The following is a 25,305-nucleotide window of genomic DNA, read 5'->3' as shown; positions in this document are numbered from 1 at the left end:
TTGCAAGGACGGCTTACAGCCGGTTTTTGTTAAATGTTATCCTTTTACCGCTCCCGCCGTCATACCGGCAACCAGTTGTTTTTGCAGCAACAGGTAGAAAATAACGATTGGAATCAGTGCCATCGTCAGTGCGGACATTTGCAGAGTCATACTTGCCGTTTCAATGCCAACGAAGTTAGCCAGCCCAAGTGGTAATGTCTTCAACTCGGAGGAACTGATCAGCACCAGGGCAAACAAGTATTCATTCCAGTTATATATGAAATTGAGGATGACGACGGTCGCCATCGCCGGTCTCGTTATTGGCAAAATAATTGACCAGAATATCCGGAAGATACCGGCGCCATCCATCACGCCCGATTCTTCGAGATCCTTCGGGAATCCTCGCATGAAGCCCTCCAGAATAATGATCGTTAATGACAGATGAAATGCCGTATACGGCAAAATCAGTGATAAATGAGTATCCAGAAAATGTAGCTTCTGCATAATCAAGAAGATAGGAATCAGCGTAGCATGAATCGGTACCAACATGCCAAGCAGGAATACCCCATACGTCAATCCACGAAGCTTAAACTGAAAACGTGAAAGAAAATAGGAGGCAAGCGCCCCAAGAAGCACGGTCACAATCAGAGATGCGAAAGTTACAAATAAACTGTTCAGAAAATACACGTTCATGTTCGCGATCTTCCAGGCTTCCGTATAGTTGGAGAATTGCAGAGTCTCCGGCAACGAGAACGGATTGGCTGCATATTCCTGTTCCGTCTTGAAGGAGTTCACCACCATCCAGAATAGCGGAACTATATTTATAATAGCCAATAGACTTAGAAATGTGTATGCAAATATGCGAAAACCAAGTGACTTCTTATTCATGGCAATTCCCTCCTTCCTTAAGCATCTTTTTCTCTACCCAAGCGATTGATTAGCGAGATGACGACCAGGCTGAACAGCAGGATCAGAATGGACACCGCACTACCATAGCCGTAGCGCATGTTCATAAAGGCACTGTTGTACATATGAATGGTCATGACCTCCGTCTGATGCGCCGGACCTCCCCCCGTCAAAATCTGAATCAGGTCAAATACCCGGAAGGAGTTACTGATGCTATACACGACACCGACCATCAAGGTGCTGCGAATCATCGGAATCGTAATGCGGAAGGTGCGCTTGAAGCCGGTAGCCCCGTCCAGTTCGGCGGCCTCATTCACCTCATCAGGAATATTTTGCAGCGCCGCCAGGAAGATAACCATATACAAACCGCAGTTTTGCCAAATGTACGCGATACTAATTGACAGCATGGACAAGCGGTCATTACCAAGCCAATTCTGCTGCCAGCTCTCCAGTCCAAACATGCCCAGCAGGTTATTCAGCATACCATATTCTGTATTGTAGATCATGCCCCAAATGAGAGACACCATGACCGATGAAATAACTACCGGCATAAACCCTACGGTGCGGAAAAATCCCGAGCCCTTGATTCCCCGGTTGAGCAGGAGCGCAAGCAGCAGGCCAAGGGGAATCTGCCCCACCAGACCGGTAATCATGATAATCACGTTATTCTTGACGGATAACCAGAAGATATCGTCGGTCAAAATTCTTGTATAGTTCTTGAGTCCAACGAAATCCATGGCTCCGATGCCATTCCAATCCATTAATGAATAGTATAATGACAAGCCGATGGGAACGATCGCGATCCCCAGGTAAATGATCAATGCTGGCAGCAAGCCGATAAATATCGCCAGCTTCGTTCCACGCAGCGTTTGCATGTCAGGTTCCTCCTTTATGTCGAAGCCTTGCTTCACACCCGATGAATGAAGAAAACCCGGAGTCGGGTTTTCTAGCAAACATCGATTTTGAAACGTTGAATTACCTTAATTAATTCATGTTGTCCAGTGCTTCCTGTACGTCCGCAGCCAATTTCTCCGGCGTTGTACGTCCCACCATCAGGGCTTGCAGTCCATTTTGCAGGACATCAACCACTTGAGTCGGGATCAAGCTATCGAATACCGGGGAAGTGCCATTGCCGGTCAGAGCCAGCATTTCTTTCAGATATGGGCTGGCATCCTCAGGAATTTCAACCTTGGCCGGTACAACGACGCCATTGCGGATCAGTTCCTTGTACAAATCTTCGTTGACGAAAAATTTAAGGAATTCTTCGGCAGCTTGTTGTTTCTTCTCATCCAGTCCACTCTTGATGGCAATCCCGTATTGGAGAACGCCTGCACTCTTCTTCGGATCACCCTTGCCACCCTCTACGCTCGGGAACAGGGCAATACCGAATTTGTCGCCTTCTTCGTTATTAATGCGGACACGACCATCTACCGTTGCGGAAGAAATATGCATCGCCGCTTTACCTTGAATGAAATAATCCTGGCCCTGTACAGAGTCCATGTTATTGGCATCGGTATTGAAAGCATCCAGCTTGGACAGCTCATCAATAACGCCTAGGGCCTTAACAAATTCAGGATCGGTGAATTTGGCCTTGCCTTCGAGAACAGCCGGCAAGAAATCACTGCCTGTAAAACGATCGCCAATAATAGAGATGTAAGAGGATTGCATTGGCCATTGCTCTTTATTGCCCAGTGAAATCGGGGTAATTCCCGCCGCTTTCAGCTTGGTTACTGCATCAATGAATTGGTCATAAGTTTCCGGGAACTGATCGTAGCCCACTTGTGCAAACATCTCTTTGTTGTAATAAATAATATCTACGAAATTCTGCTTGGTTGGGATGGCATATTGTTGTCCATCTACGTTGAACCCGCTCAACGCAGCTTCTGGCAAAATAGTTCCCCAGTTATCCATCATATGGTTAATAGGCTCCACCAGACTGCCGGCTACAAGCGGTGCCAAATCGGCGCCCGGCCATACAACGTTGATGTCGGACAAGTTGTTAGCTGCCGCCAGTGTCCGGAGCTTCGTCTTGTACTGTGCGGATGGAACTCCGTCCTGCTTGATTACGATATTCGGATGTTGCTTTTCAAATTCCGCAATTCGTGCCTTGTACACTTCGTTATCCACGTTAGGCGAAGTCCAAGGATGCATCATGTTCAAGGTGATTGTTTCTCCCTCACCCGATCCACCGGTGTTGCTGTTGCTCGCCGCGTTATTATTGCCACAAGCCGCGGTGAACAGGGTCAGTACCGCAATCAAACCAAGCAGTACCGCTTTTTTGGTTCTGTTTCTTTTACTCATAATCAACCCTCTTCTCATATGATTTGGAATCGCTCCACCACCATAACAGATGATGATCTCTTATATGTCTCTATCTGTTATATTATCTATTATAAAAGCAGGAACGATTCGACTATATCCCATAAAACTTCGATTATATCCGAAATATATAAATAACTTCGTCATAATAACCCATATTTTAGGATTTATATGTTAGATATTATTACATAATAATTTGAATTATTTATTACTCCCTTGCCCTTTTATTTCATTATCTTTCAGTAAGCGTTTGCATATTAGCTCTTTAGATAACCGCTATATAGCGGTTATCTATGAGAGGTGCAGCCAACTAGCAATTCACTAGTTAAATGTTACGCTTCTAAGCTTGTGAATCTTTTAGAATATGATCGACCAATTCTTCTACTGGCACGGTGGCCAGCGCAATCGCGGTATCGGTCACTCCGTAGTAGATATACAGCAGGCCGTCCTTCACTACATTCCCGGTCGGGAATACCACGTTGGGAATTTGATAGCCGAACTTCTCATAATACGTCTCTGGCTCCATGATGAAGTTATGCGTCCGCGCAATTACCTTCTCCGGATTCTCCAAATCCAGCAGCAGCGCACCTACCCGGTACACGATCTCATCATCCACCCCGTGATACAAGACCAGCCAACCCCGGTCCGTCTTGATCGGCGGGGTTGATCCTCCGATCTTCCGCGATTCCCACGTCATATTCTCCGCCTTCGCCAGCAACTTCGGCTCTTCCCAGTGAATCAGGTCTTCCGAGTACGTGATCCACATTGCCGCCTTCTCTGTCCCGTACTTCTCACCGATGTATTCCTCCGGACGGCGCAGCAGCACGAACTTCCCGTTAATCTTCTCCGGGAACAGGATGTTATCCCGGTCGTTGATATCCAGCGGCGTCGTATCGGCGACAAACTCCCAATCGATCAGGTTCTTCGAGGACAGGATCGATGAGCGGGTCAGCCAGTGTCCTTCCTCTTCTCCCCAGCCATCCGGATATTCCGGAATCGAACGTTCCGGTACGCCCCGGCCGGTCGGGTAGTAGCTCATCGCGCAAGGACGCAGCGCGTAGTTCAGGTAATACGTATCGTCAATCTTGACGATACGCGGGTCCTGTACGCTTCCGTACGGGAAGCCCAGCATATCTGGGGTCACGATCGGCTCGTCCTTCACATGCGTGAAATGCACTCCGTCCTCGCTCTCCAGCAGGCCCAGATAGTTCTTGCAAGGGGTCAATGAACCCGCCGTCCGTTCGATCATATAGAATTTATCATTATCCAGAATCACCGCCGGGTTAAATACGGTCACCATTCTCCACTCATATCCACCAGGTACCACGATCGGGTTCTCCGGATGTCTTGTAATTTTCATCTCTTCTGCCTCCTCATGTAAGCCCTTTATTTCTTCTTTAATGTTATTATAGCCTTGGCTTCCGGGATGAAATATCCCATAAAGTTTAGAAAACATCTGAATATTGCCGATGGTTTTTTGTACCACCACCAACCGGGGTCTTATGAAGCAAAAAAGCCTGACACAACGCGTAAATTCAAGCAAGATACACATTGAAAAAGGCTCTTCGGAAACAGGGTTATCCCTGACCGAACAGCCTTCGCTTTTACTCAAATAAGAACGGCCTACGCATCATAGTCGACGACATAATTTTGCAGCTCCGTGTTGTAATAACCAATGCTGTATTCGACCACCTGGCCCTGGGCATCCCGGGAATAGCGGGACCTCTTCAGAACAGGAGTTGCCTCTGAAAGACATAAAATCTCCTTCACCTTATCGGGCGGTATGGACACAGCGAATTCATCGCGCAACTTCTCCGGAGAAATTCCCTGCTCCTCCAGCAGCTCATACAGCGACGACTCGCGCACATCGCTCAGCTCCCACTCTTTTCCGGCCAGGATCACGTAATGATCATAGTAAATGTATGGAGCATCGCCAAGATAATAAACCCGTTCCAGCTTCATACAGCGCTCTCCGAATAGCTGATAGGCCTCGGAGCCTTCTTCAGTCCAAACCATCGTGGCACTTAACCATTCCTTCCGAATACGGTGGCCGTCCTCAACCAGAATCTCGGTAAAGTGCTTCCACTTAGACCATTTGGAGGCCGCTTTATTGCGGATGACCTTGGTCCCCTTGCCGCTACCCTTCTCCAGAAGCCCCTCTTGAACGAGCTCCTGAATCGCGCCGCGGACGGTGATCTTGCTCACCTCGAACTCCTGCTCCAACTGGGGCTCAGAAGGAATATTTGTACCTAACGGGTACACGCCGTACAATATCCGTTCCTTCAAAATGCTCTTAATCTGCAAATATAACGGTCTATCTTTGCGGGATAAACTCACGATCCTGCTCCCTACCTTTCCACATCACCGGCAGAGGTCTGCTCCATCGTCCGCACGATTTCAGCCTCCGTTGCCATAGGCGTATCGCCAGGCACCGTATGTGCGAGCATCCCCGCAGCGGCCGCAAACCGCACCGTCCGTTCCGGTGCAAAACCCTCCAACTCTCCATGGATAATTCCGCTAGCAAAAGCGTCTCCTGCCCCTATTCTATCATAGACAGAAAAGGTTAAGCGTTCCGAGAAGGCCCACAATCCATCCTTGTAAAGAAATCCGCGCAGTGAGTGACTATTGTCCCCGTTAATCTCACGATGAGTTCCGGCAATTGCAGCAATATTATATTTCTGGGCAACGGCAGGAATCAATTCCTTAAGCTGCTGCTCACGTTCATGATGCTCCGTAGGCATGCCCAGCGTAAATAACGCATCCTTCTCGTTCATCAGTACAATGTCGGCCAGATGGAGCATTTCTTCCATATGAGGTCTGGCCTTGGCATACCCGCCCTCACCCCACAGAGATGGACGGTAATTGCAGTCAAAGATGACTTTCCCACCCTGCTGCTTGACTTGCTTCGCGAAAGCTTTCATCTGTGCGCGCACACTGTCATTCATCGCCAGTGTAATACCGCAGAAGTGAACAGCCGCAAGCCCGGAGGCGATTTGCTTGAAATCGTAAGCCGCCGCCGGGGCAGTGTTAAAGCTGCTCTCCAGGCGATTGGAATAAGTGACGCGGCTGGCTCGTACTCCAAAGCCGTTCTCCAGGAAATACATGCCCAGATATTTGCCACCGCTGGCAATACGATCTGTAGCAATGCCCAACTTGCGCAAGTAGGTTGCGGCCGCGGCCCCGAGCGGGGTATCCGGCAAGCGGGTAATCAAAGCCGCCGCATGTCCATAACGGGACAAGGCTGACACGACGTTAACCCCCGAACCGGAAAAGGAATATTTCAGCGTATCCGCCTGTGCCAGCGTTTCATATCCCGGCACCTGCAGCCGCATCATCACTTCACCAAATGCCGCAATCTGCTTAGGCATAATGATCCGCCAGCTTCTTCATGATTTTGGTCAGCAACACTACATCCTCGGTACGCGTATTGCCTGTACTCGAATCAATAATCGAAGTGTACACATGCGGAATCACTTGCGGAACTCCCGCTTCCAGCGCAATGCGCAGTACGGCTTCAAAATTATCGAGATCAATGCCCCCTGTTGGCTCCAGGGCAAAATCAGCTTTGGCACAAGCGGCTGCAACCGCACGCAGCTCATCTTCGCGGCTAAGACCTTTCATCGGAAAATACTTCAAGGCATTCCCCCCCATGTCGCGAACAAGCGCAATCGCTGCTTCAACAGGAACGATGGCTTGCTGCTCTTCTGCTGCACTCACAGGGCCTGTCGAAATATTCACATAACCAACCTGTCCAGTTGGAGACACCAAGCTGTTAATCCAGCTATCCTTCGCTCCAAGGTTAGCACGGGTCGCACCCACAGCCGGGAAGACCTGGTTAATATGGCTGCCTGGATATTGCTTAGCAATCTCTGCGACCACGGCGGCTTGACGGTTATCTCCCGCGCCCAATCCGATGGATACCGCATCATCAATCTCCTGACCATAGGCCTTCATCGCCGTTACCGCTTCTTCAACGGTGGCATAGTCCTTGGACAGCACACCAACCAGTACATAGCCTTCTGCCGCTTCAAAAACTTCCTTGGCATTGGTAATATCCTTGGCCAGTACATTCAGAGCGACGCGTTTCTTGTAAAATCTCTTTGCGATTTGCGACATATTAGTTTCCTCCTGCGAGTTCTCGTATTTTTGCAGCAATAACCTCGATATCATCACCTAGCAGTGGACGCGGATCAATATCGAAGAAGCCCTGTCTTACCCCGTAATCACGGGTATAAATAGCAATATCCCCATTTTGCAGCGCATGGACCATCTCCTTGGCATTCATGCCCACCTGCTCGGCATCAATCTGCACCCGGGCCCGATAAATCGCGCGGCCCGCTTCATCCTGCACGATGGATACTTTTATCCCTGGAAGTTCATCCAGCGGCACCAAAACATCTTGCAGCGCCGCCTTCTCCCTTGCGCTGTTATCCTGCTTCACAGCGTATTCGTCTAAGGCTTGCAACAGCCCGAAGGAGGTTTCCTTCCCAACCTTCATGCTGCGTCCGATGCCATGAAGCTGTACCTTCACCCATTCTACCTGCTCGCGCTTTCCGGCTACGATCCCCGAGGTTGGACCTTCAATCGCCTTGGAGCCGCTGTAAATGGCCAGATCGGAATATTTGACATACTTCTGCAAGTCCTCTTCGGCAGCCGCATCCACGATCATCGGAATCTGATTACGCTGCGCTACCTCCCAAGCTTCTTCCACAGAAATCATGTTCTTCTGTACGGCATGATGAGACTTAACGTACAGAATAGCTGCTGTTTTACTTCCGATCGCATCCTCGATATGCTCCGCTCGGCCTTCATTGGCATATCCTACCTCGACTAGCTTCCCGCCACCAAGATAGACCATCGTTTCAATAGGGGCACCGTATTGCACATTGTGGCCCTTCAAGATAATAATTTCATTTTGCTCAATAGCTTCCTGATGAAGGCGCAGACTTCTTCTCCGCTCCCCCTTGGTCACGATGGCCGCCACCGACAGGGCAATGCCGCTGGAAGCCGAGTTCACAATGACTGCCGCTTCCGAGCCGGTATGCTTGGCCACATAGTTGCCGGCCTTATCGACCAGATCCGCAATCTCCACATAGCTCTGTCCACCCTGCTTCATTGCATCCATGACGCTATCGCTCGGTGCCGAGACTCCCAGGATACTCATCCGCCCACTGGCATTGATGACCCGCTTAAGCCCGTACTTCGCATTCAATGAATTTCCCATGAACAATCACTCCTTTGGCTTCTATGCAGCGGTCCGCAGTCCGCTTCTCTCCTTCAGAATCCACTAGCTCGGTAGCCTGCTCCTTGACGGCAAACAGCGTTAAATTTGCAGGATCACCGATCTGAATCCGGCCTAACTCTTCCTTGCCCAGCCAATTCGCCGCACGCGAGGTCACCGCCGCGATCACCTCTTCCAGCGAATAGCCAAGATACAGGAATTTGCTGAGTACGCTTGACATACTGTATACCGGACCGTTCAGCCGATTACCCCGATAAATGTCGGTGCTGATTGTATCCGGATGTATTCCATGTCCCTTAGCAGCCTCTGCCACACGGAAAGAAAAGCTCGCCGTTCCGTGGCCCACATCCAGATGAACGCCCCGACTTATGGCTTCAGTCAATACTTGCAGCGGCTCACCCGAGTCATCAAACAGATTATTGACTTTTCCGTTGAGATAATGGGTGATTATGTCCTTGCGCTCTAATAGCGGAATGACGTCCCGAATATCCGGCGGAGCCGAACCAATATGAACCATTAAGGGCAACCCCGTCTCTTCCGAAAGTCCCCGTGCTATTCTGAGCGGCTCTGTTCCGTTCCCCTTCACCACGCTTTGGCTAATTCTTGCCTTCAGTCCAATGATGGAATCACGGTGATTTGAGATCGCACCCTTCACTTCTTCCCGGTCAATCCACGACAGCTCGGACAGTTCATCGATACGTTTAAGACCAATACGGGAGATATTCAAAAAGGCCAGCAAATTCGTATCTGCTTGCTTCCCGCTGGCTACCAGATCACCGATCCGGTCCGCGCCGCAGCTTCCCGCATCCACAATGGTAGCTACGCCTTGCTTGACACCGATTTCATCAATTTCATCGCCATAGGGATCAAACTCTGGAAAAGCATGGACATGCATGTCAATCCAACCGCTGGACACGTAAGCAGGCCGAATATTTCCATCCCACTTTACATCCCCTAGGGCTTGACTGGCACCGGTAATCTGCACAATTTTGCCGTCTTCCACCACAATGTCGATTTCTTCTCCGCTTACCCGCTTGAGCCGACGAAGAACGTATCTTTCTTTCATTTTAGGTTCGCCTCTTTTTTGGATATCACGCTGTATTTGTTGAATCGAGATCAGCATAACATGATTAAACGCCGGAGTAAATATAACGTTATAATGTTTTAGGGGTAAAAATTTGTACTGAACAGAGATAGATGTGAACCACGCGCAAAAAACCAGCTAACGCCTGATAAGCATTAGCTGGTTAAGTATTACCCTTGTCCCCTTATGGATAGCAGATCCCGGTGGCCTCTTCACTGATTTCCCATAGCCGATCACATTGGGTTTTATTCACTGCTCTGGATGGCATTTTCACTTCCGCAGGAGCTCCCGTTAAGCCAAACAACCCGGAAGGTGCCCAAAAAGAGCCGTTGGCCGCCTCAGGATCGCAAGCTGCGCGAAGAATGGGAAGAGCGCCTTGGGATGGGGGATGGGAGGTTAAGGGAGTTAATATCCGCCGGAAGAAGAAGCCTCCGTTCTGCTGCAAATTTGTCGGAGAGCCACCAGGGTGTGCTGCAACCGCGATCGTATCAGAACCTATATTTTTTAATCGGTTCGCCAGACTGTTGGTAAACATGAGATTGGCAAGCTTACTTTGTCCATAAGCGAGCATTTTGATATAACGTCGACGTTCATAATTAAGATCGTTCAAGTTAATTGATCCTGCCACGCCAGCCAAGCTCGACATGGAGGCAATGCGTGAGCCTGGCGTTTGTAGTAAGAGTGGGAGCAGTTGACCTGTTAGGGCAAAATGACCCAAATGGTTTGTGCCAAACTGAAGCTCATAACCCTGTTTGGTATGGGAAAATGGGGGGATCATTACACCGGCGTTATTGATAAGCAAATCAAGACGCTTAAAATTCCGTTGAACTTCTTGTGCACATTTGGCTACAGAATTCAGATCAGCTAAATCCAGCATAACCAAAGATAGCTTTGCGTCAGGAGCTTGCTTGGCTATTGCTTTTAAAGCCGCATTCATCTTTTTGCTGTCACGCCCTGCCAGGATGACCTCTGCTCCCTTTAAGGCCATCATAAGCGCCTCCTGATATCCCAACCCGGAGTTGGCTCCCGTAATCAGGACGACCCGCCCGTTCTGGCCGGGAATGTGATCATATGTCCATGTTCTCTTCCCCATCATCTTCTCCTTATTCAAATAAAATGAATTTAAGTTATGTACAATTGTATACCGGACGGGAAAGGATTCAATTCTTAAAAAGACAGATTACGTGCATTACTGCACGGATGCTTTAAAATTGTGTAATGCATTAGGGACAATTCCTCGCTTCGGCAAGTACATTTAACAGTTGATCCAGTTCGCGAGATTTTTCAAGCACTCTTTTATCCTGCAATCCATACAACTGAGCCAGTTTGTTTAATTCAGTCCGCACTAGTTCGATCTGTTGTTGTATTACTTTTTGCCTTCTCAAAGTCTTCGTCCCCTCTTATGTGGTCGCCTCTTGGCACTTTATAAATGTGTTCAATTGAACTAACATGATTAATCTACACTTTAATTAGGCCAGAAGCACGCCGAAATAGTCCTTAAAAGGACTATTATAATTGAAAAAGAGATGTTATAAACACCTCCACCCCTTAGCAACCTTTGTCTACACTTAAATATTAGAAGGCGCCTGGAGGTCAAAATGAAGAGTTTAAAGCTAGAAACGACAACGATTATAGGTAAAAAAATTCGTTACTATCGCACACTACGCAATTTGACTCAAGATGAGTTAGCAGAAAGAATTGGCAGCACCGGTTCTTATATTGGCCGAATTGAACGTGGTGAACAAAACGTCAAGTTAGCAACCATTGAAAAAATTGCAACGGCACTAGACCTAAATGTCTTTGTTATATTAAACCAAGATATAGAACCACTCCAAGAATATCCATGGATTCAAAAAATCATTGGATTGTTGGTAGAGCAGCCTGAGTACAACCAGCAAAAAGCTTTTCATATTTTGAAAGAGGTTTTTACAAATAGAGTAGAATAGCTCTCTTTGTAATATTTTAGGGGTAATTTCCAAAAAATCCAGTGGAAGAATTAAGGCAATATCAAACCGTAATAAATAAAAGCCCAAGGATGCTTTTTGGGCATTCCTGGGCTATCTAACTTTTCTAAAAAGAGACCCTATAAAATAATTCAATTATCCCCAGCCGATTCCGTGACTCATTGTTGTGATAGTTTGTGTTAAAATGACTAAAACAAAAATACTACTGATAATTTTTTTGGGCATTAACACGATTCACCTCACTTGATAATTCTTTGAATTTTTGCTTTGATTTGGCGCACGCATAATTACGATATTTTTCAAACAAAGTAATACTATTAATTATGTTTCGGGTACTATCTATTTTAATCGATAATTGTAATCCACTCAGTATAAGTTTTATTGCAACACTGGGATCTTGTCCAACCTTGTATATAGCCAAATCACAATAAAACTGAGCGGTTTTCTCAAGCATGATGGTAGAATTATACTCACCATGCATAACTTCCTTGGATACCGTAGGAATGTATTGAGCAAATTTTTCAAGAATATAATCCAGATTGAAATGATATTTGTTAGCTGCCTCCACCATATACGCCAATGCAATGAAAATTTCGTCAGGACGTGTTTCAATATAATGATAATATTCATGCAATGCCTCTTCCTGCCCGGACAACATCCGATACAAATACGTGTTTGCCATTGACCATTCTGAAAATTGATTGATATACCTCTGTGCCAATGAATCCTGCGGAGCAATCCAGTCTTCCCCATGTGCATATTGTGTTACATATTCCAAAGCACCTTCATAATTTTGAAGCTTAGCACACACCTCTCCTCGCACCAGCCAAGCATACAAGATGTAGAAATACTCGGGATGCTTAGGCCTTCTTTCCATATGTTGTTTCTGCTTATATTGAATAGTAGACAATTGCAATAACTCCTGTGCTAGTTCATCTGCCTTGACCCAATTATGTGTTGTTATCCATACATCAATTAATTGTTTTGTAGCATCCAATTGGTCAACTGCATCCAGTCGGTTAACATACCCTTCAAAAATGATTGCCGCCTTAACCCGCTTCTCAATTTGATTTTTTGAAAGCTCAATGCTAAAAAGACGATAGTGACACAGGGCCAATCGTTCAGAATGCTGGTACTTTTCTGAATTGCTTACTTGTTCATAAATTAATGCTGCTGCCTTTAAATTGTTATCACTAAATAAGGTTTCAGCTACCTCAAAAAGCGAAGCACCATACGATAAGTTTTCAAGTAATTTCACTACTTCACTGTGAAGAAGGTCTAAATCATTAATTTCCGCACAACGTATTAGAAAAGGACGAATTCGGCGAAAGCTTGCCGGAAATTCAGAGATTTCATGAATATAATCTTTGTAGAAATGGCCTTTTGGTAGATTCATAGCCTCAGTTAGCAAATCTAATTGTCCAACGGAAATAGGACGACTCCCACTCAAGATTCTACTGAGCGTTCCTCCGTTCACTCCAGATAGGCGCACTAATTGTGTAGAACTCATGTTGTTTTTGCTCATAAATTCACAAATAGCTTCACGAATGAATACCAAACCGGCACCTCACACTAAATATATATTTAGGAATAATATGTATATTATTGTAATTGTTTAATTAGACATTGGTCAATGAAATAATATGTACTAGGCATATAAAAGAAAACAAGGCTGCTCCTTATAAGGAACAGCCTTCTAAGCGTCACACTTCATATTTTCCCTTTATTTCTGCTTCGTCGTTCCGTTGCGGTTGTTGCCTAATTCAAAGAGTCCCGTAGCGGATAGCCCAGCTAGGCCTCCCGCCCACAAGCGCAAAACGAGTTCCATCTCTGTGAACGGATAAGCCGCCGCACCCACCAGTACGCCGATGAGTACACCAATAAACGGAATCCAGTTCTTCGGCAAGTTGACCGTCGTCTTGACGAGTTGAACCAAAGCCAATACAAAGACCGATAAGACCGAGGCAAAGGCCAGTACATTAGTTAAAATCTCATTTTGCATCAGGTGTTCCTCCTTTCTTACTCCTCGGGAATGCCTGCCGCGCGGCGCAAATAATTGGCCAGATTATTAAAATGCTGCGCCCGCTCCCGATTGCCCTCGTCCCTCGCCTTAAACCACGCCGGAGATAACCAGCGAAAGATAATCTCCTGAGCATTACTCTTTGGAAGAGGGATAAGCGGACCCGCTGAAGATGCGGAAGAGAGGGGAATCCCGGCAGCCACCCGCAGATTATTAGCCAAATTGTGAAAATGCGTCATCCCCACGCGGTCATTTTTCTTTTGCGAGACAAACCAGGCTGGAGATACATAGTTATCAATGAGTGCTTGTGCGATGGAGGCCGGTAGAGGCGCTTGCGAAGTCCCCGCCCCGGGAAGCGGTACGGAAGGCCGCTCGGTGGCACGCATTTCCGCAGCAACATCATCCAGTAGATTTTTTAGCGTTTTCCCCCCGGTGGCCAAGGCCTGATCGGGATCACTTCTCCGTGCAGGGTCCAACTGACGATGTGAGGGAATGAAGGTATAGGGATTTTTGCTCCATTTGTGGCAGCAATAGGCCAAATACCAGACATACCGCTTGTACGCCTCCGTAAAGTTTATGCGCCCGCCGTAACATAATTCCACACCCAGCGCTACATCGTTGGCATCGTAGCCAAACCGCTCGTTATCCGTTCTTACGTCATACCGCACATGCCAGGCCTTTTCGGCTGCGTCAGCCCCCGTTCCCGTCGGAATAATCTCCAGAATGCGAGTTCCATCAATAAAAACATGAGCGGAGGCCGCCCGGTCCCGCTGTGTGTTGAAGTAGTTGTAGTGATTATCTGCGGTAGCCCCGGGATTGCCGGTGTCATGGGCTACAAAGAAAGCGGGTGTCCCGGTCGATAGCCGAGTGCCCGGTCGCACATTAGACCTCTTGTTGATATACCGCCGTTCAATCTGATACTTTTTGATATCCATCTGGCTCACCCCTTTCATCTATATTATTCTTCCAATCGATCAATTCGCTTGTGCGCTTGCTTGGTGGATTCCTCCACCCGCGTGAGCCGCTCGGAGAACGCTTCGAACCGCTGCCCTTGCAGCTTCTGTTCGACCTTCATATCATCCACGCCACGCTTGATATATTCGACGTCTGCGCGTTGCACAGCTTCGGCTTCGGCCGTCTCCTCGGCCTCCTGCCGCACCGCCTTGGCGCGCCCCGCCCACCCCAACGCCACACCGCTAATCGCCGCCACCACCGACGTCGCCGCCGTAATGATCGTTATGTCCATCTGTTCACCTGCTTTCGGGGAAAGCTAGAATCTTATTTAATCCTTTAATTTATGAAAAGAATTGCCCACCTAAGTCTGAAGAGGTTCTGGTTTGGCCAATCCAAACGTTACCGAAAACAATTGCCATAGTTGCTTCAATTCCTGTTTTTATTCGAGAAGCTGCTTGACTAGAACTTACATCATCAAGATATAAGGTGCCCCCCTTGATTGAAATACCAGTTTCCAATGTATAACTTCCTTCTGCATTGATTCTGACACGCTCCATTCGTACCTGTGGAATATTAGTAAAAGCCAGGCCAACGTTATTTCCAGCAAATACAGTAGTATGTCTAATATACAAAGTGCATCCCGGGCAATCAGACACCATCAAACAAGGATATCCAGCTGCTTGTCCTACACGTGCAGGACTCAATATCCATTTATCAATCTTGTTGTTACCATTAAAAAAAATTTCACAACCTGTACATTCTGAGATGTTAAGCATTCCAAAAGTGACGGTTTCAACTAAAGGTAACAACTGAATAGCACCTCCTGAGAAATATTCAATTTTAATATCTTCAGTCAGACTGATAGGAGTTCTATTAACGAAATAAATAGACCGGTCATATGCAGAAACCTTAGGCAACGATGCTAAGGCACGAGTCACTGTCTTAAAAGGCATTTCAACGCTCGACACTTCAATGTTATCGTTTCCTATATTCGGATCTACATATGCCGAAACATCCCCCGTAGGTAACACATCGACCTTCTTCCAAGCACTACCTTCCATATATTCAAACTGCCCGTTATTAACACGAGTAGGTAACCTTGTACTCGATAAATTATTCACACCCGATTGTGCATTATTCGCAGTAGTTAAGGCAGTATTAGCGGCAGTTTGAGCTGAAGTTGCAGTAGACTGAGCCGTAGTTGCCGCAGTTCTAGCGTTATTTGCTGCTGTCTGCGCTGCCGCCGCCACTGAATTTGCCGCATTCGCCGTGGTCTGCGCAACGGTACCCGCATCATTAGCTGCTTTCACCGCCTTCGGCGTAGCCGCCCTGTCCTCAGCCTCACTATTTACAGCGCTGGAAAGCTGTACCTTCCCCTTCACATCCAGGGAGGCATCAGGAATATCGATTCCCCCCATGGCTGCATCAATCTTGTCCCAGTTGTCGTTCATCATCGTTTGGATATTAAATGTGTCATTTCCATCGGTTACAGGGTCTTTCTTATGCAAATTAAGATTGGGCGTTTGACTAGCCAACTGGATCACCTCCTGCAAATTTGTTTAATAAAATTTGTTCCAACTCCTGAATCGTCAATACTTCATGGATATCTCGAATAAGCATATAGTTAAATTCAAAGTTAGCCTTCAAGTGCGCTGGCTTCACTTCTTCAATGGCTCTTTTCAGATCCTCCAGATTAGGCGGCGTGCCCAAGGTGTCGATAAACTTAACGGTAAAACTCCACTCCTGGGGCTGAAAAGTAACTTCTACCTTCCCTCCGTCATAAGCCTCCGCCACACTCTTCACCAGTTGCCCCGAGAACTTTCCGCTGCCGCGAAGTCGGGATTCTACCACCGCCCGCCGTTGCTCCAACGGTTTGCTCAGGTCGGTCTCAATACCGAGCTCGCTTTCCCAGCGGTCCAGCCCCCAGGTCGCTGTTCGGACAAAAAACTGCTGCAACGTCTCATCAAGCGCCGTAAACAGCAGGTCAAGCTCCGCTCCCTTGGCATTCATGTCCGCCCGCATTACTCGCGAGCCTTCATAATAAGCCGGCAGGTAGGTCAACATTTCCCGGCCTCTCGGACTGGTCATTCCCGCTTCATTCATAAGCATCCACCGTACCTAGCACAGCTACCTGGCCTGTGTAGATCTCCGAGTTCGTATCGGCATTGCCGTTCACGGTCAGGTCCGAATAGTCGATGATCGGCGGAATATCGAGCAGAATGGCTGCGATGCGAGTGAAGCGTACTAAGGGATCGGCAAAAGCAAGCTGCTTCAAATAAGCACGCACCCCATTCTCAATTCTTGCCTTCACTTCAGCCATCGTGACCCCACTCGCCAGCGTCAGCCTCACACGAATTTCAATAGGCACCTCTTCGGCAGGCATAACCGTAACAATCGCCCCAGCCGGAGCCATGCCTTCCCCTTGCCCGTCCATCGTGGGATCAATGTAAGCCTGAGCCGAATCCACAATTTCCTCACTGGCCGCACGCTTATCGACATCCAGTAGATAGATGCCCACGGTTCCGGGGCCTTGCCATAAAGGCTCTACCTGCGCACCGCCTACCCCGGGCACTTCACCCGCCCATTTCAGATAATGGGCTTTATTGCCGCTGGTGCCCTGATTCCGTACCTGGGAATAAAAGCGTTCCACCAGCAGTTCATCGGACTCTGTATCCGATCCGCCCCGCGTTTCTTCGGGGTTCATTACGGCCCTCACCCCGCTAATGGGCTCAGCCAACACCGTGATGACCCCTGCGGGAACTACACCAGCCCGCCCAGGCACCATGGCCCGAATTGAAACCTGGCCTTCTCCTTGCTCATCCAGCGTAATCGCAGCCGTCGTCATAAATTCCACAGACGCTTCTGCGGAAAATTCATCCGCCGGAGTGGCGACTAACGTGCCTGCCGGAATCAATTTGCCCGGCTCGCCGATGAATCGTACAACTCCGGTAGCTGCTACGGCCTCGCGCCGAGTCACCCCATGCTCAGCAACCCTTAGATCGAGATATTCCCCGAAGGTTGTCCCGGCAAAGCCGCGCTCCAGCACCTGCTGCGCCCATATCGCTGCTTCCGACAGCATAAAGGCCGCTGGCGCCTCTGCATCCCAAATAAAAGAACCCTCGGATTTATCTATGTCCGAAGGCACTCGGTCCAGCATCCGTTGCATGATTCGCGCTTCCGTCTGGTCCTGTAAATAAAGCGGGATTTCCGCCATCATCCTGCACTCCCTTCCAGCCTGATTTCTTCGTCACGACTATTTTTCACCTGGCAGGTGAACCTACAACCATCCTCCTGCCAGACAAAAGTAAACCCGTCCACACTCAAGGTGCGAGGGTCTGTCAGCAGCGTCTCCTCGGTCATCCGGCGTATTTCACTTTCCTGTACGGCCCGGCTATAGCCTTGACCAATCAGGTCCTCGAACTCCTGCCCATACGTGCGAGAGTAAATGACATGCCGATAACGCGGTGTACGAATGGCCTTGTCGCACCACATTCTCCATGAGGCGATCTCATCCGCTATGGCTATTTTTCCGGTGGGAGTCACCACAAACTCACCAGCCGTAAAATCATAACGCCAGCTCCGTCCAAACTTGACTTCATCAAGGGTAGCTTCTGAGAGGTCTTGCTCGACATTTTCCCAAGCATCAGCTACAGATTCAGGAAAAAGATTAGCCATTTCCACTCACCACCCTGCATAATATGATAGCGTCGTTCCCACCGTTCAACGGCAGCGCGAGCACGCGATCTCCCGGCTTATAGGTCAGCGCCAGCACCGCGTCCTTGGTTTCAGATGCTTCATAGGAGAAGCTCCCTTGACCTGTGACGCTGCCCCCGTCGCTATCCTTAAGACCGCTCACGTTGCCGTGGAGCGCAAGCTGCGGAAGTCTTAACGTTCCCGGCAATTCTGCTACAAAATAGTCCGGGATCTCATGCTTGAAGCCATCCAGCTTCAGGCCTGTCGCCGTAATCCGTCCCAACTCTGCGGATACTCCGCTTAACACCTCGGCCGCTTTTTTTGCCGCATTTTCACGCAGCGATACGGCCAACGCCGCAAATGGATCAATACTCAAGGAAATACCTCCTTTTTACATCCTCTGGCGTGGCCAGTTCCAGCATCATATGCCCCGGCTCGCCCAATTCATGGGACACCGAGGTCGCAATCAGATTCATTCCGTTAAAAGAAACCCGATCCCCCGCCCGCACCGTATTTAAATCCAGACAAGTGACACTATAGCTATGCCCCTGTCCATTCAACATGGATTCGGCGTATTTCTTCGCCGCTGCAGCCGTCTTGACGTTCTCATCCTGCATAATCCGTTGCAACACCCCGTATTTGCCGGTCTCCCCACTGGCAACGGCCAGTACCTTGGACAGCGCCTGTTCGCTTCGCGCCTCTGTACCGATCACCTTCACCTGCGTCACGGCCCCCTCCAGGGTGCGGGTCTGCGTGGCTTCCTCCAGTGCTTCCAGCCGCCAAACCACCTCATTGCCCCCGACGGGAGCAAGGGTCAAGCCCGATGGCGTCATCCGCGGAATATACATCGAACCCCCAGCCTTCACCGTCTCCTTCAAGTCCGACATTATCATGTTATAAATGGTTTGCGGACGGTAAATAGACTTCTTCAGCTTGGTTTTCGTATCAGGGACCTTGTCCAGCTTGATATTCCAATCGGCAGCATACTTTCGCAAGCGTTCCGAAGCCGTTCCCCCCGCCGGAAAAAGACGCTCATCCTCCGACTTGGCGAGGTAAATGGTACGGTCGTAAACAGTCACCGTCATATGCTTGGCCTGCTTGACTGTACTGGAGCATTCCCATACCACGCCCGGATGGAGCAGTGGAACCATTCCCTTGCTCGTACCGCCGGGTTCCCCTCCATTTGCAGCATAGGGAACTCCGCTTATCCGAATTTCCTGTCCAGGCTCAATCCCCGGAAAAGAAGCCGGAATCGTCAATTGAATCGTGCCTTGATACGAAATCTGGTCCAGTGAATCCTTCAGCGAAATACTCTCTACTAACTCTCGCAGATAATATTTATTTTGCAGCACCACTTCATAACTCATTGCGGCATCACCAGCTTCTGACCTGGCTTAATGCGGTTCGGGTCCTTCCCGATGGTCTGCTGATTGGCGCTGTAGATTTGCCGCCATTTGGCGCTATCTCCAAGCTCCAGTTTGGCAATTTTAGATAACGAATCTCCCGCTTTAACCACATAGGTCTTGGAGGGCTGCTTCGTATCAGGTCGGTTGGGCTTGCCCGCCGCCGCTCCGGAGGCCGATGCTGCTGCATTCGTATGCACCTTCATCTCCCGCCAGGTTCGCGCGGTCAAATCAAAATAAACCTCCCCTGGCTCACCGCCCCTAAAGCTGCTGCCATGCGCAGCCAGCGTCACCAGCACATTCACCGCCGTGCCCGAAATAATCAGCCGCACCGGAGATTTGCTGTTCATCAGCGTCGTTAGGTGGTTCATCGCCTCCTGGGGATCGGGGAGATTTTCATAGTTGCAGTAGCCCGGATCATACGCCACAGGAAAAAAAGAAGAGAAGGCAATTTCCTTCACCTTCTCTCCACCCGAAACATCGTACTCGCCAAGCGACAAAATGCTTACAGTCTCCAGCCCCTTACTACGGGAGATCGTGATCTCATCCGGATTAACGGGTAAATAAAAATCATTGCCCGCCCCGTCAATCAAATGTATCTCTGTTGTACTCATGGCTCAGGCCTCCCCCCTACTTCACGTTTTGCATGGCCATCCGCATGGCGTCAGCCAGTTTGATCCCCATCTTTTCCGCCAGTTCCCTATAGTTGATCTCGTCCTTGTTCACTGTCAGACTGAGTGCGCCGGGAGAAATAGTGACGTTGATTGGGTTTGGAGGAGGAAAAGTGGGTGCCGGTTTATACGTTGTTGTCCCTCCATATCCGGGGATCTTCTCCCTCACGGACTCAGGCAACTCGTAGTAATCCGAAATCGGCGTCCCCATAACCTTAGGTACGGGCGGCTGTGACGGAGCCGTGGTCCCCTGCACGCTTGGTGCCATGACTCGGTCACTGTAGTCAATAATCATATTGCTCGAATTAGCTTGTTCTTTATTATTAGAGAACCATTCATTAATTTCATTCCAGCGGAATGGAGATGTCGTACTATCATAGACCTCTGAAGGAAAACCAAATACAGGATTTCTATATTTTCTATCTCCTTCTTTATGACCCATTACAAAATCCGTTAGTTCCGCAAGAACGTTATAACTATCGTTTAATAATAAGGTGGCACCAATAGGGCCCAAAATACGACTGAATCCTTTGGCTGACCCACTTAATAATGTTGAATTTGTTTTGTTCTTTCCTATATTGGATAGCCAAGAGGGGATCTTTTCTAGCCATTTTCCAGAACTCGTCGGAGTTGCCTTAGGTGAAATTTTAGGATCAATGAGGCTTTTTTGTGGAACTTTATCCAAATTAGTTAACAATTTTTTACTGAGATTTCCACTTGTCTTAACAAGAAATTTCTCTATACGATTTGTGATGAGAGAGACACCAATATCCTTGACTATGCCCAATAAGCCTTCGTCCCAATTGATCTGCTTCTCCTTGCCCGTCCCCCCAGATGTACTCAGGTCACTTAGCTTATCACCAAGTTGGTTTGTATCTATAGTAGATAAAAATCCTTGAAAAAAAGATTGACCTGCTTGTACGCCTGCTTCTGTATAGATAGACCCGTTAGCGGAAAATCCCTTAGTTGAGTCTGCATTTGAAGAAGCGTTAGCTGTCATATTGGTAAGCAAATCAATGGCCCTGAATCCCTCGGGGCCAAAGAGAGGTGGCTGTTTCACCGTTGGTATGCCGGGCGTGGTTCCCTGCCCCCCAGTTGCCGTGGAGCCACCGGAACTCAATCCAAAGGACTGCATCATGCTATCCTTCATACCATCTCCCAGCGCTTTACTAATAGAAGATGAGATGCGCTGGAGCGTCGCTTTTCCGTCAGAGCTCATCCATGCTGTGAAGGAGTCTCCCACCGCTACTTCCCAATCGACTCCTGCCACAGAAACGCGCCAAGGCGTGCCTGTCAGAGAAGCCAGCGATCCACGAAGCTCGCGAACGGAATTTATCGCTTGATTTGCACCTAGTCGGACTACAGGCATAGCCTGAGTTTGATTTAGTCTTTTTAAAGAGTCACTGATTTTGCCAGCGGCTGAACTGAAACGATCAACCAGGGTAATAGTCGGATTCATTCGAGTTTTACCCAACAAGACGGCCCGTCGCCGCGTTTGCTCCAACAGCCGATCCAACCCGCGAAGCTTCCGGTCGATATCCGAGCTATTGATTTGTATATCAAGCTCATTGCTCTGATTTTCTGCCATAAGTTATGATTACCTCCCTTCTCTACTCAACAACTGGGGCGCGGCAGCTTCTACATAACTTATAAGTAAACGTAGGTAGTTTGCGTTGACCAATAAAGATGCCCCATACGTTGATTTAACTGGACAAACTCATGCTAATTTCACATATTTCCCGCCGTGGGCCGACTTAACTGGAAAAGCTCCAGCTAATTTTGACCAAACTAGCCAAAAACAACGATTTTCAAAATATTAACAGGAGAAATTCCAGTTAATTACCCATAATCCACCGAATTCGGTGAAATAACAGGAGGATTTCCCTATAATTCGTCCAACAGGCTGCACTCTTCACTTCATTCCATAAAGTGATGTCCATCCACCAAGCCGGCTGCCAGTCACTTAATCCTCCAATGCAACTTCCAGTCAGCGGTCTCCGTTGCAGCTACTAATCCCTCAACGCAACGTCAGCCACCAAGCCCGCCGTCGCACAATACGACGCCGAGCCACATGCGGAAGTGCATAACGCCTCTCCGTTATTCACATCAGTTCCAATTCCCGCTCGGTAAAGGCCCGCAGCAGCAGGCGCTCTCCTTTGGGCAATGACCAATATTCTCCGGGGCGCAGATGGTGCCGGGTCCACATGTGGAACAGCAGCGTGGTCTGGCCACCGGAGCTGATTAGTTTTTTACGTCTTCAATATCCACGCCGAAGCCGGAGATTTCCAGCACCTTATCGCCCACGGCGTCCAGTTCCCCGGCAAGCAGCAAACGGCGCACGGCTTCTTCACCACCCGATAGCTTCAAACGGCTGACCAGACGATCGTCACCCCAACCGCTCAGCTTCACGCCACTAGTCGTCTCCCCGGCGGAATCCTTCTTCACCACTTCGAGCGCAGAGGTCGCTTCCTTAATCAACACCGCATTAAACAGCTCACTGTCGATTTTTTCAGTAATATGGCCCTTCGTTGTCTTGCGAATGGTGCAACGCTCGCGGATGGCGTCCACCTTGCTGGATGTCAGCCCTCGTAAAGTCACGCGCAAGCCTAAACGACCGATAAAGACCGTCTCTTCGGGTAAATTAGCGGCTGTCTCAAACAGCCCGTCCAGAATTTCCTGCTCATTTACAGGATCATAGGGTGTATGTTCACTCAAGATCAGTTCCTCCTTTTTCACTTCAGAAATTACAATTTTTAAATTCAAGCCTCTTCCATACCATAAGCAATCCCATCTATTAAGACGTATGGTCCAGGCAGACAGAAAGCTCGCTTAAAAAGACGGAGCAAGACAGCAGGAGGAGCTTGGGAGCTTGGGAGCTTGGGAGCTTCAGAGTTTAGGAGTTTGGGAACTTCGGAGTCCTGGTACCGCCCCAGCACTCGGTGCTGCTTCACTTGCATGACACCAAGCTCCATCGTTCTACCTTACTTCCTAGCCCTGACGAGCTACTACCGTCTCTTCCTCAAACAAGCCATCCCTCGTGCCTAAGCCTACTCTTCAGGCATCATCACTTACGCCCATCCCGTAGCCAACAGGCCATCCCTGCTGTCTCCCCTGCTCCATCCGTCGCCTTTTCTGTTAAGCCGCGCTTGCCGTTACCCGGTCATCTTCACCATTAAGAAGCGACAATCGGGTCAAGCAGTTCGTAGGATTCAAAAGTAAACGGCGTTTCCTCCACGATCTCTTCGCCTGCGGTCCAGTTCGCGAGTTGAATGCGGTCGACCATGCAATTATTCAATTGAATCCGCTCAAAACCATAGGCTTCGGGATCATCCAGCTTATGAATGATCGAGAACTTCTGGAAGCCACGGACGATCATATCCGAGGTCACCTTATAGCCGCTCATCGTGCCGGTGCCTTTTTTGCGTCCCAATTTGAATACCGTGTATTCCGTACCAACGAGATTAAGCTCCTTCTTCTCCGCTTCCACATTGGCTTCCAGGTGGTTCAAATTGGACTGCCAAGCCCCTTCGATAAAAATCTGGCCGAACGTACCCATGACTACGCGGCCGGGATCAAGAAATTGTGCCATTGTTTTGTTCCTCCCCTATTCTTTATTGCACGTAGAACGTGCCGAAAATTTGTTCCATCACATCGGTGTCGTCCGCCGTCCAGGACAGGAAGACCTGATCATCTTCCGGCGTAAATTGTGGTGCTGTGCCGTAAAAGCGTGGGTCCAGCGTCACATCAAAGCCGGTGCCTTCAATGACATTTTCTGCGGCCAGTGTTTGCAAATACTGCTTGCCTGCGCCAATCAGCGCGAGTCGACCTTCCTCGGTATTGTTAACCTTACCGATATAGGCATCCTCGGCCGTACGTTGCAGGTCTGCATTAATCTGGTCGATGACACGAATCTTGCGAATCTTCTTCCAGCCTTTGTTCTGACCTTCAAGCGGGGAAATTAAGCTGTTCACACCGCGCAACACCTTCACTCGGCGTCCGTCATGCACCAGCAGGAATACTCCGCCCTTCACAGCCTGCTCCTGCTCGGAACGCGTCCAACGCCGGGTCACATCATCAAACGGGGAAGCCGCATAAGTCGTCGATGCCTTGAGTGGTTGACCCGCAATGAGACCTGCCACCCAAGCTGCCACCTGGGCAGATGAATACGAGGTTCCATTCAATACAGCGCCCGTCCCCACATTAATGATGCCTTCATAATCAATTACGGCGCTACGCGTCACCGCTTTGCTAACGGCATCGGCAGCCGCGTCATCCATAGCAGAGCCACCAAGTACGGCAATAATACCCTTGCCTTCCTCGCGAACACGCTTGACCCATGCCACAACACTAGTGTGCAATGCAGCCTCCGTAACTCCATCAAGTGTCAAGACATGGAAATCTTGAGTTTCAAAAGCGGACAGAGCGCTTGTGTATTCCGCATGAGTAATGCCCGAAATACCACTCTCACCACCGCTCAAAGCAGCCCCGGATACATCCGCCAGCACGCCGTCACCCGTCACCTCAGCCGTAATCCACAGATTGGCCGGATCTCCGTTAATAGCCCCAGCCACCGCTACAGTCGAGCCGTCTCCGGCCACAAACGTACGCAGCAATGTTGTTCCTTCATACAGCTTCAATTCCTTGCTACCCGGAACCGTCAAGCTAGGCTGTAGCGTCACGCGGAAGCCATTCCCCCGTTTGCCGGGATACTTGGCTTTGAGCGCCAATACGCCCGCAGCAGCTTCATCCGCAAGCGTTACAGATGCGGCGGCAGCGGTGTTGTCGGCCAGTCGATAAGCCAGCAGCTTCTGTGGCCCGCCAAGCAAGGCCAAATATAATGTAGTGAACGCGGTTGCTCCCTCCGAAGCATCCTCCGAGAACAACTCGCGAATCGCCGCTTCATTAGACACCTCCACGAATTGTCCCACCGGACCCCAATGGGCCTTGACCGGAGCGACCACAACCCCTCGCGCCCCCGCTTGAATCGCATTTCCTGCCGCACTCACAAAATTCATATACAGTCCCGGCAACACCGGCTGATCCGTTAAACTCCAAGTTCCTCCTGCCATA

Annotated in this window: 27 protein-coding genes; 1 reads left to right on the top strand and 26 read right to left on the bottom strand. The window is 49.1% G+C overall.

Annotated features, from left to right (window positions below):
* Positions 1 to 36 precede the first annotated feature (36 nt).
* The 11 genes from AC1VOR_RS07045 to AC1VOR_RS06995 all read right to left on the bottom strand — a co-directional run bounded on the left by AC1VOR_RS07045 (position 37) and on the right by AC1VOR_RS06995 (position 10,915).
* The gene (locus AC1VOR_RS07045; protein ID WP_482616792.1) at positions 37 to 867 is read right to left on the bottom strand and encodes a carbohydrate ABC transporter permease; all 831 of its coding nucleotides are present in this window, start codon (positions 865 to 867) and stop codon (positions 37 to 39) included.
* Positions 868 to 884: 17 nt separating this feature from the next.
* On the bottom strand, positions 885 to 1,760 hold the full coding sequence (locus AC1VOR_RS07040; protein WP_482616790.1) for a carbohydrate ABC transporter permease: 876 nt from the start codon (positions 1,758 to 1,760) through the stop codon (positions 885 to 887).
* A 109-nt stretch (positions 1,761 to 1,869) separates the two neighbouring features.
* Positions 1,870 to 3,186, bottom strand: a complete 1,317-nt coding sequence (locus tag AC1VOR_RS07035; RefSeq protein ID WP_482616788.1) for an extracellular solute-binding protein — start codon at positions 3,184 to 3,186, stop codon at positions 1,870 to 1,872.
* A 358-nt stretch (positions 3,187 to 3,544) separates the two neighbouring features.
* A complete protein-coding gene (locus AC1VOR_RS07030; RefSeq protein ID WP_482616786.1) occupies positions 3,545 to 4,564 on the bottom strand; it encodes a glycoside hydrolase family 130 protein in 1,020 nt (339 codons plus the stop codon).
* Between the two features lie 263 nt (positions 4,565 to 4,827).
* A complete protein-coding gene (locus tag AC1VOR_RS07025; protein ID WP_482616784.1) occupies positions 4,828 to 5,541 on the bottom strand; it encodes a GntR family transcriptional regulator in 714 nt (237 codons plus the stop codon).
* Positions 5,542 to 5,552: 11 nt separating this feature from the next.
* Positions 5,553 to 6,572 (bottom strand): sugar kinase, encoded by a 1,020-nt coding sequence (locus tag AC1VOR_RS07020; protein ID WP_482616783.1) that lies wholly within the window; start codon positions 6,570 to 6,572, stop codon positions 5,553 to 5,555.
* The gene (gene dagF, locus AC1VOR_RS07015) at positions 6,565 to 7,320 is read right to left on the bottom strand and encodes a 2-dehydro-3-deoxy-phosphogluconate aldolase (protein ID WP_482616781.1); all 756 of its coding nucleotides are present in this window, start codon (positions 7,318 to 7,320) and stop codon (positions 6,565 to 6,567) included. Before dagF ends, AC1VOR_RS07020 begins: the two co-directional genes overlap by 8 nt.
* A gap of 1 nt (position 7,321) precedes the next feature.
* On the bottom strand, positions 7,322 to 8,428 hold the full coding sequence (locus AC1VOR_RS07010) for a DgaE family pyridoxal phosphate-dependent ammonia lyase (protein ID WP_482616779.1): 1,107 nt from the start codon (positions 8,426 to 8,428) through the stop codon (positions 7,322 to 7,324).
* Positions 8,394 to 9,512: an amidohydrolase/deacetylase family metallohydrolase gene (locus AC1VOR_RS07005; protein ID WP_482616777.1), complete on the bottom strand. Its 1,119-nt coding sequence runs from the start codon at positions 9,510 to 9,512 to the stop codon at positions 8,394 to 8,396. The genes AC1VOR_RS07010 and AC1VOR_RS07005 overlap by 35 nt, the downstream gene beginning before the upstream one ends.
* Before the next feature lie 202 nt (positions 9,513 to 9,714).
* Positions 9,715 to 10,626, bottom strand: coding sequence for an oxidoreductase (locus AC1VOR_RS07000; RefSeq protein ID WP_482616776.1), 912 nt, complete (start codon positions 10,624 to 10,626; stop codon positions 9,715 to 9,717).
* A 127-nt stretch (positions 10,627 to 10,753) separates the two neighbouring features.
* Entirely contained in the window at positions 10,754 to 10,915 is a 162-nt protein-coding gene (locus tag AC1VOR_RS06995; protein ID WP_482616774.1) for a Spo0E family sporulation regulatory protein-aspartic acid phosphatase, read from the bottom strand.
* A gap of 213 nt (positions 10,916 to 11,128) precedes the next feature.
* Here AC1VOR_RS06995 and AC1VOR_RS06990 point away from each other — a divergent pair, with 213 nt between their 5' ends.
* Positions 11,129 to 11,476 (top strand): helix-turn-helix domain-containing protein, encoded by a 348-nt coding sequence (locus AC1VOR_RS06990; protein WP_482616772.1) that lies wholly within the window; start codon positions 11,129 to 11,131, stop codon positions 11,474 to 11,476.
* A gap of 220 nt (positions 11,477 to 11,696) precedes the next feature.
* Here the strand turns inward: AC1VOR_RS06990 and AC1VOR_RS06985 are convergent, their stop codons facing one another.
* The 15 genes from AC1VOR_RS06985 to AC1VOR_RS06915 form a co-directional block, all read right to left on the bottom strand.
* Positions 11,697 to 13,052, bottom strand: coding sequence for a helix-turn-helix domain-containing protein (locus tag AC1VOR_RS06985; protein WP_482616771.1), 1,356 nt, complete (start codon positions 13,050 to 13,052; stop codon positions 11,697 to 11,699).
* A gap of 165 nt (positions 13,053 to 13,217) precedes the next feature.
* Positions 13,218 to 13,496 (bottom strand): holin, encoded by a 279-nt coding sequence (locus tag AC1VOR_RS06980; RefSeq protein ID WP_059051993.1) that lies wholly within the window; start codon positions 13,494 to 13,496, stop codon positions 13,218 to 13,220.
* Between the two features lie 17 nt (positions 13,497 to 13,513).
* Complete coding sequence (locus AC1VOR_RS06975; RefSeq protein WP_482616769.1) at positions 13,514 to 14,449, bottom strand: peptidoglycan recognition protein family protein; 936 nt, start codon at positions 14,447 to 14,449, stop codon at positions 13,514 to 13,516.
* A 23-nt stretch (positions 14,450 to 14,472) separates the two neighbouring features.
* Positions 14,473 to 14,706 carry a hypothetical protein gene (locus tag AC1VOR_RS06970; protein ID WP_482616768.1) on the bottom strand — a complete coding sequence of 78 codons (234 nt, stop codon included), beginning with the start codon at positions 14,704 to 14,706 and terminating at the stop codon, positions 14,473 to 14,475.
* A 103-nt stretch (positions 14,707 to 14,809) separates the two neighbouring features.
* Positions 14,810 to 16,003 (bottom strand): tail fiber protein, encoded by a 1,194-nt coding sequence (locus AC1VOR_RS06965; protein ID WP_482616766.1) that lies wholly within the window; start codon positions 16,001 to 16,003, stop codon positions 14,810 to 14,812.
* Positions 15,996 to 16,571 (bottom strand): YmfQ family protein, encoded by a 576-nt coding sequence (locus AC1VOR_RS06960; RefSeq protein ID WP_482616764.1) that lies wholly within the window; start codon positions 16,569 to 16,571, stop codon positions 15,996 to 15,998. Before AC1VOR_RS06960 ends, AC1VOR_RS06965 begins: the two co-directional genes overlap by 8 nt.
* The gene (locus tag AC1VOR_RS06955) at positions 16,564 to 17,682 is read right to left on the bottom strand and encodes a baseplate J/gp47 family protein (protein WP_482617664.1); all 1,119 of its coding nucleotides are present in this window, start codon (positions 17,680 to 17,682) and stop codon (positions 16,564 to 16,566) included. Before AC1VOR_RS06955 ends, AC1VOR_RS06960 begins: the two co-directional genes overlap by 8 nt.
* The gene (locus tag AC1VOR_RS06950) at positions 17,682 to 18,143 is read right to left on the bottom strand and encodes a DUF2634 domain-containing protein (protein WP_482616762.1); all 462 of its coding nucleotides are present in this window, start codon (positions 18,141 to 18,143) and stop codon (positions 17,682 to 17,684) included. The genes AC1VOR_RS06955 and AC1VOR_RS06950 overlap by 1 nt, the downstream gene beginning before the upstream one ends.
* Positions 18,136 to 18,513 carry a hypothetical protein gene (locus AC1VOR_RS06945; protein ID WP_482617663.1) on the bottom strand — a complete coding sequence of 126 codons (378 nt, stop codon included), beginning with the start codon at positions 18,511 to 18,513 and terminating at the stop codon, positions 18,136 to 18,138. Before AC1VOR_RS06945 ends, AC1VOR_RS06950 begins: the two co-directional genes overlap by 8 nt.
* Before the next feature lie 13 nt (positions 18,514 to 18,526).
* Entirely contained in the window at positions 18,527 to 19,528 is a 1,002-nt protein-coding gene (locus AC1VOR_RS06940; RefSeq protein WP_482616760.1) for an XkdQ/YqbQ family protein, read from the bottom strand.
* Positions 19,525 to 20,178, bottom strand: coding sequence for a LysM peptidoglycan-binding domain-containing protein (locus AC1VOR_RS06935; RefSeq protein WP_482616758.1), 654 nt, complete (start codon positions 20,176 to 20,178; stop codon positions 19,525 to 19,527). Before AC1VOR_RS06935 ends, AC1VOR_RS06940 begins: the two co-directional genes overlap by 4 nt.
* 16 nt (positions 20,179 to 20,194) lie before the next feature.
* Positions 20,195 to 21,823, bottom strand: coding sequence for a hypothetical protein (locus tag AC1VOR_RS06930; RefSeq protein ID WP_482616755.1), 1,629 nt, complete (start codon positions 21,821 to 21,823; stop codon positions 20,195 to 20,197).
* A gap of 653 nt (positions 21,824 to 22,476) precedes the next feature.
* Entirely contained in the window at positions 22,477 to 22,950 is a 474-nt protein-coding gene (locus AC1VOR_RS06925; RefSeq protein ID WP_482616754.1) for a phage tail assembly chaperone, read from the bottom strand.
* Positions 22,951 to 23,407: 457 nt separating this feature from the next.
* The gene (locus AC1VOR_RS06920; RefSeq protein ID WP_059051979.1) at positions 23,408 to 23,824 is read right to left on the bottom strand and encodes a phage tail tube protein; all 417 of its coding nucleotides are present in this window, start codon (positions 23,822 to 23,824) and stop codon (positions 23,408 to 23,410) included.
* Between the two features lie 22 nt (positions 23,825 to 23,846).
* On the bottom strand, positions 23,847 to 25,304 hold the full coding sequence (locus AC1VOR_RS06915) for a phage tail sheath family protein (RefSeq protein ID WP_482616753.1): 1,458 nt from the start codon (positions 25,302 to 25,304) through the stop codon (positions 23,847 to 23,849).
* Position 25,305 lies beyond the last annotated feature (1 nt).

Source organism: Paenibacillus sp. 1SOY10 (assembly GCF_056836745.1).
Note: the sequence above shows the minus strand (reverse complement) of the source record. Positions and strands in the feature narration are given on the sequence as shown.

What these genes read in the sequence shown, in the direction of transcription:
- AC1VOR_RS07000 (WP_482616776.1), bottom strand. Translation starts at nt 10,626, where the DNA reads ATGATGGGGAAGAGAACATGGACATATGATCACATTCCCGGCCAGAAC.
- AC1VOR_RS07040 (WP_482616790.1), bottom strand. Translation starts at nt 1,760, where the DNA reads ATGCAAACGCTGCGTGGAACGAAGCTGGCGATATTTATCGGCTTGCTG.
- AC1VOR_RS06980 (WP_059051993.1), bottom strand. Translation starts at nt 13,496, where the DNA reads ATGCAAAATGAGATTTTAACTAATGTACTGGCCTTTGCCTCGGTCTTA.
- AC1VOR_RS06930 (WP_482616755.1), bottom strand. Translation starts at nt 21,823, where the DNA reads ATGGCAGAAAATCAGAGCAATGAGCTTGATATACAAATCAATAGCTCG.
- AC1VOR_RS06935 (WP_482616758.1), bottom strand. Translation starts at nt 20,178, where the DNA reads ATGAGTACAACAGAGATACATTTGATTGACGGGGCGGGCAATGATTTT.
- AC1VOR_RS06950 (WP_482616762.1), bottom strand. Translation starts at nt 18,143, where the DNA reads ATGGCTAATCTTTTTCCTGAATCTGTAGCTGATGCTTGGGAAAATGTC.
- AC1VOR_RS06940 (WP_482616760.1), bottom strand. Translation starts at nt 19,528, where the DNA reads ATGAGTTATGAAGTGGTGCTGCAAAATAAATATTATCTGCGAGAGTTA.
- AC1VOR_RS06955 (WP_482617664.1), bottom strand. Translation starts at nt 17,682, where the DNA reads ATGGCGGAAATCCCGCTTTATTTACAGGACCAGACGGAAGCGCGAATC.
- AC1VOR_RS07030 (WP_482616786.1), bottom strand. Translation starts at nt 4,564, where the DNA reads ATGAAAATTACAAGACATCCGGAGAACCCGATCGTGGTACCTGGTGGA.
- AC1VOR_RS07005 (WP_482616777.1), bottom strand. Translation starts at nt 9,512, where the DNA reads ATGAAAGAAAGATACGTTCTTCGTCGGCTCAAGCGGGTAAGCGGAGAA.
- AC1VOR_RS06915 (WP_482616753.1), bottom strand. Translation starts at nt 25,304, where the DNA reads ATGGCAGGAGGAACTTGGAGTTTAACGGATCAGCCGGTGTTGCCGGGA.
- AC1VOR_RS07010 (WP_482616779.1), bottom strand. Translation starts at nt 8,428, where the DNA reads ATGGGAAATTCATTGAATGCGAAGTACGGGCTTAAGCGGGTCATCAAT.
- AC1VOR_RS06960 (WP_482616764.1), bottom strand. Translation starts at nt 16,571, where the DNA reads ATGAATGAAGCGGGAATGACCAGTCCGAGAGGCCGGGAAATGTTGACC.
- AC1VOR_RS07035 (WP_482616788.1), bottom strand. Translation starts at nt 3,186, where the DNA reads ATGAGTAAAAGAAACAGAACCAAAAAAGCGGTACTGCTTGGTTTGATT.
- AC1VOR_RS06975 (WP_482616769.1), bottom strand. Translation starts at nt 14,449, where the DNA reads ATGGATATCAAAAAGTATCAGATTGAACGGCGGTATATCAACAAGAGG.
- AC1VOR_RS07045 (WP_482616792.1), bottom strand. Translation starts at nt 867, where the DNA reads ATGAATAAGAAGTCACTTGGTTTTCGCATATTTGCATACACATTTCTA.
- dagF (WP_482616781.1), bottom strand. Translation starts at nt 7,320, where the DNA reads ATGTCGCAAATCGCAAAGAGATTTTACAAGAAACGCGTCGCTCTGAAT.
- AC1VOR_RS07020 (WP_482616783.1), bottom strand. Translation starts at nt 6,572, where the DNA reads ATGCCTAAGCAGATTGCGGCATTTGGTGAAGTGATGATGCGGCTGCAG.
- AC1VOR_RS06920 (WP_059051979.1), bottom strand. Translation starts at nt 23,824, where the DNA reads ATGGCACAATTTCTTGATCCCGGCCGCGTAGTCATGGGTACGTTCGGC.
- AC1VOR_RS06990 (WP_482616772.1), top strand. Translation starts at nt 11,129, where the DNA reads ATGAAGAGTTTAAAGCTAGAAACGACAACGATTATAGGTAAAAAAATT.